Genomic DNA, 3,491 nt, shown 5'->3' with positions numbered 1-3,491 from the left:
GGGCCATCTGGGTCCGGGTGCGCAGCCGGTCGTCGGTTTCTCCCTCCAGGCGCTCGACGCCCAGGTAGGCGGCCAGGTGCTCGAGATCGGCGCCGGTGGCGTAGGCGAGCATGACGGCCCGGGCGGCATCGTTGACCCGGGCGCGCAGCAGGACCTCGCGGTATGAGGACTCTTCCAGGAACTTGGTCAGCGGCTCGGATTCGAGGGCGAGGACGGCGGCGATCTCGGCCTGGCGCTCGGCCGGGAAGAGGTCGATGAGGTCTTGCTTGCGCGCGGCCAGGATGGCCTCGTAGCTGAAGGTCTCGACGACGGTGGGGGGCGGGAGCCGGCTGAGGTCGATCATGCCAGGCGCTCGGTGATGGTGACGGGTTGCAGGGTCCTGGGGCTGTCGAGCCGGGTGCCTTCGAAGGTGACGCTGGCGCGGCCGCCGAGGTCGACGCTGATGGTGCAGCGGGTGAGGCTGAGGCGCGGTTCCCAGCGGACCAGGGCGGCGACGATGGCGGCCTGTAGCCTGAGCTTGTTGGCCGGGTTGCCGGGGTGGTCGATGAGGTCTGGGACGTGGCTGCCGTAGTCGCGGCGCATCACCCGGGTGCCGATGCGGGTGGTGAGGATGTCGCGGATGGACTGACGCAGGTGGTCTAGGCCAGTGAGGGCGCGGCCGGTGGTTGCGGACATGCCGGTCATTGCGCGGGCATCCCGGTGTTGCTGCCGCCGGTCATGATGCCGGTGTGGACGTGGGTCTTCAGGCTGACGCCATCGGCGATGACGTCGCCGGTGACGTGGACGTTGCCGGTGGCGACGATCTCGACCCGGGCGCCGTCCGGGAGGGCGATGCGGTAGAGGTGGGCGGCGTGGTCGTACTTGATCGAGGCGCCGTCCGGGTAGCTGACGACGTGCGCCGCGGCCTCGGCGCTGGGGGCGGGGTGGGCGTCGCGGTAGATGGCCTGGAGGACGATGGCGGCGGCGGGTTCGCCGCTCGGGGACATCAGGACGACCTGCTCACCAACGGTGGGCGGGTCCCAGGTGCGGGTATCGCCGGCGCGGCGGGTGCACCAGGGAAGCCAGCCGGTGAGGAGGTTGCCGGTCTGGACGCGGACGCGCGCGGTGCCGTGGTCGATTTCGGCGACGGTGCCGAGGCGGACAAGGTTGTCCAGGCGGCGGCGTAGTTCGATGAGGGCGACGGCGGTGTCCATGGGGCGAACTTACCCACGCGCCCGCGACTCGGCGACCTGATACGGTGGTATGGCGGCGCTATACACCACCGGCCAGGTGGTGGAGGACGATGTCACCGACGGCCTGGACGTCGGTGTCGGGGATGCCGAGCAGGCGGCGGGCCGGGTAGTGGTATTCCGGGCCGTGGCGGCGGTTGACGCGGTCGCGCAGGCCACGTTGGTGGACCTGGGCAATGGCCTGGACAGAGGCGGCGAAGGCGACCACGGCCTCGTCGGGCTTGGCTTCGGTCTTGAGGTAGCGGGCGGTGCGCAGCTTGCCGAACATCTTGCCGCGGCGGATCCGGCCTTTCTTGCCGCGCAGCTGCGGCTTGCGGGGTTCGAATGCCTGGCCGTCCGGGTCGACCTGGTCGGCGATGCGGACGGTGTTGCGGCGGCGAAGGTCGGCGGCGATGGCGCGGGCGAGCTGGCGCCTGGCCGCTGGCTCAAGGCGGCCGATCAGGGCGCTGCACCAGGCGTCGAGCGGCTCCAGCTCTGAGTTCATCCGATCTGCTCGTAGTCGTGATTGCGACCGATGAAGAGTTCCCAGCCGACCGGGCCGCCCAGGTCGGGGAGCGGCGGCTCGTCGAGGTGGGTGGCGGTCCAGCCGCCGGCGCCGTCGTCGGCGACCAGGACAGCCTCGCGGATGGGCAGCTTGATCAGGACGTCGGCGGTGTCATTGTCGAGGATCTCGGCCTCGTACTGGATGGTCTGCTCGGCGGTGTCCGGGTTCTGCAGCAGGGCGGGCTCGTTGACGGCGATCCAGGCGAGCAGGGGGACGATGAGAGTGTCGGCGTGGTCGGAGTAGTCGGTGACGAGGATGTGGAGTTCGTACCGGTATTCGAAACCCAGGCTGCACGGGCGTGCGGCGATGGCTCCGCGCTCGATGTAGAGGCTGAGCCGCTCGGGGTGTTTCCGTAGGGCTGCGACGTGGGCCACCAGATGGGCCCGGACCTGCTGGGACTTGTTCATGGAGCATCCTCCTGGCCGGCGTCTGTCTGGCGGTGCCAGGCGTTGAGCAGGTCGAGATACATCAGGGTGGTTTCGGCGCAGTCGAATTCGATGTCGGCCGGATCGGGGGCGGTATCGGGCTGCCGTTCCGGAGTGCCGGAGGGAGCAGGTACAGGGTCGGCGGCGGCCGGTCCAGCGACATGGGCGGGAGGGGGAACCGCGGGCAGGGTACGGCTACCTGGACCGGCGCCGGGTTCGCGCAGGCGGCGAGCAGTGCGGAGGAGGCCAAGGCCATAAGCGTGCGCATCGTCGGTGTCCTTGTTGATGGTGGTCTGGGTGCGTTCGACGCGGGCCTTGCGCGCATGGGCGGCCTGGCCGATGGCGCGGGTTGCGTCTTGGAACTTCTCGGCCTCGAGCTCGGCCTTGTGGATGCCGTTGATCAGGCCATAGCCATACAGTGCGGCGCCGAGTCCGGCCAGGGCGGCCCAGCGCACGAGGATGGGCGGGATGGGGATCATTGCGCGCTGTACCGGTCGTAGGCGCGGGCGAGGCGGACGTCGTAGTGGTTGTCCTTGTAGGCCGGGCCGTTGTAGCGCTTGGCGAACTCGGCCCACTTGCGGGCCTGGAGGGCGCGGAGCAGGCCATCGTCGGCGGCGATGAAGGCGACGAAGGCGTCGAGGTGGGCGCACTCGCTGGCGTCCATGGCGGTGACGAAGTCGATGACGTCGTCATAACCACACGCGGCGTGGTTGTAGCCCATGATCTGGTAGCGGCCCCAGCTGGCTGAGCGGAGGGCGCAGTCGACGTCGATGGCCCGGGCGTGCTGGAGGCGGAAGTGCTCGGAGGCGCCGCCCATGTAGCCGCCGCGCTTGGGGTTGACCAGGTCGGGGTAGCGGGCGGCCAGGGCGTCGGCGTCGTGGCCGGCCTGGCCCAGCTGCCGGTACATGACGTGGCGCTCGTAGAGGATGACGGCGCGGCCGTCGGAGAGGAAGCCGGCGCCGGCAGTCTCGACCTCAGACACGGCCATGATGCTCGCGACCGGGACGTCGAGGCGGGCCGCGGCGTTGACGATGGCGGTCTGGGTGAGGAGCTTGCTGGTGTCGTCGCCGCGCAGGGCGGCCAGGGTGCGGGGGCCTGCGACGCCGTCGGCGACGAGGCCGCGGTCGGCTTGGAAGCGGCGCACGGCGGCGGCCGTGGCTTCGCCGTACCAGCCGTCCTGGGTGGTGGTGTAGCCGCGCTGGTTGAGCCGGTACTGGAGGTCGCGCACGGCGGCGCCGGTGTCACCCTGTTGCATGGTCGTCTCCTCGGATGAGATCGATGATTGGATTTCTG

The 3,491-nt window shown here is 70.2% G+C and carries 6 protein-coding genes and 1 pseudogene; all 7 read right to left on the bottom strand.

Translation table 11 applies throughout. The features are described from left to right. Positions 1-343: pseudogene (locus PHC73_RS12705) on the bottom strand (baseplate assembly protein); the annotation flags it as partial. Then, positions 340-684 carry a GPW/gp25 family protein gene (locus PHC73_RS12700; protein WP_366949885.1) on the bottom strand — a complete coding sequence of 115 codons (345 nt, stop codon included), beginning with the start codon at positions 682-684 and terminating at the stop codon, positions 340-342. The gene PHC73_RS12700 and the pseudogene PHC73_RS12705, both read right to left, overlap by 4 nt. Then, entirely contained in the window at positions 681-1,193 is a 513-nt protein-coding gene (locus PHC73_RS12695; protein WP_300128902.1) for a phage baseplate assembly protein V, read from the bottom strand. Before PHC73_RS12695 ends, PHC73_RS12700 begins: the two co-directional genes overlap by 4 nt. A gap of 58 nt (positions 1,194-1,251) precedes the next feature. Next, the gene (locus PHC73_RS12690) at positions 1,252-1,713 is read right to left on the bottom strand and encodes a phage virion morphogenesis protein (RefSeq protein WP_300128899.1); all 462 of its coding nucleotides are present in this window, start codon (positions 1,711-1,713) and stop codon (positions 1,252-1,254) included. Then, positions 1,710-2,180 (bottom strand): phage tail protein, encoded by a 471-nt coding sequence (locus PHC73_RS12685; protein WP_300128896.1) that lies wholly within the window; start codon positions 2,178-2,180, stop codon positions 1,710-1,712. The genes PHC73_RS12690 and PHC73_RS12685 overlap by 4 nt, the downstream gene beginning before the upstream one ends. Then, positions 2,177-2,677 (bottom strand): hypothetical protein, encoded by a 501-nt coding sequence (locus PHC73_RS12680; protein WP_300128893.1) that lies wholly within the window; start codon positions 2,675-2,677, stop codon positions 2,177-2,179. Before PHC73_RS12680 ends, PHC73_RS12685 begins: the two co-directional genes overlap by 4 nt. Further along, complete coding sequence (locus PHC73_RS12675; RefSeq protein ID WP_366949886.1) at positions 2,674-3,453, bottom strand: N-acetylmuramidase family protein; 780 nt, start codon at positions 3,451-3,453, stop codon at positions 2,674-2,676. Before PHC73_RS12675 ends, PHC73_RS12680 begins: the two co-directional genes overlap by 4 nt. Positions 3,454-3,491 lie beyond the last annotated feature (38 nt).

This window comes from Immundisolibacter sp., assembly GCF_028696615.1.
Taxonomy (GTDB): domain Bacteria; phylum Pseudomonadota; class Gammaproteobacteria; order Immundisolibacterales; family Immundisolibacteraceae; genus Immundisolibacter.
The sequence above is the reverse complement of the archived record's forward strand: the minus strand, read 5'-3'. Positions and strand labels throughout refer to the sequence as shown.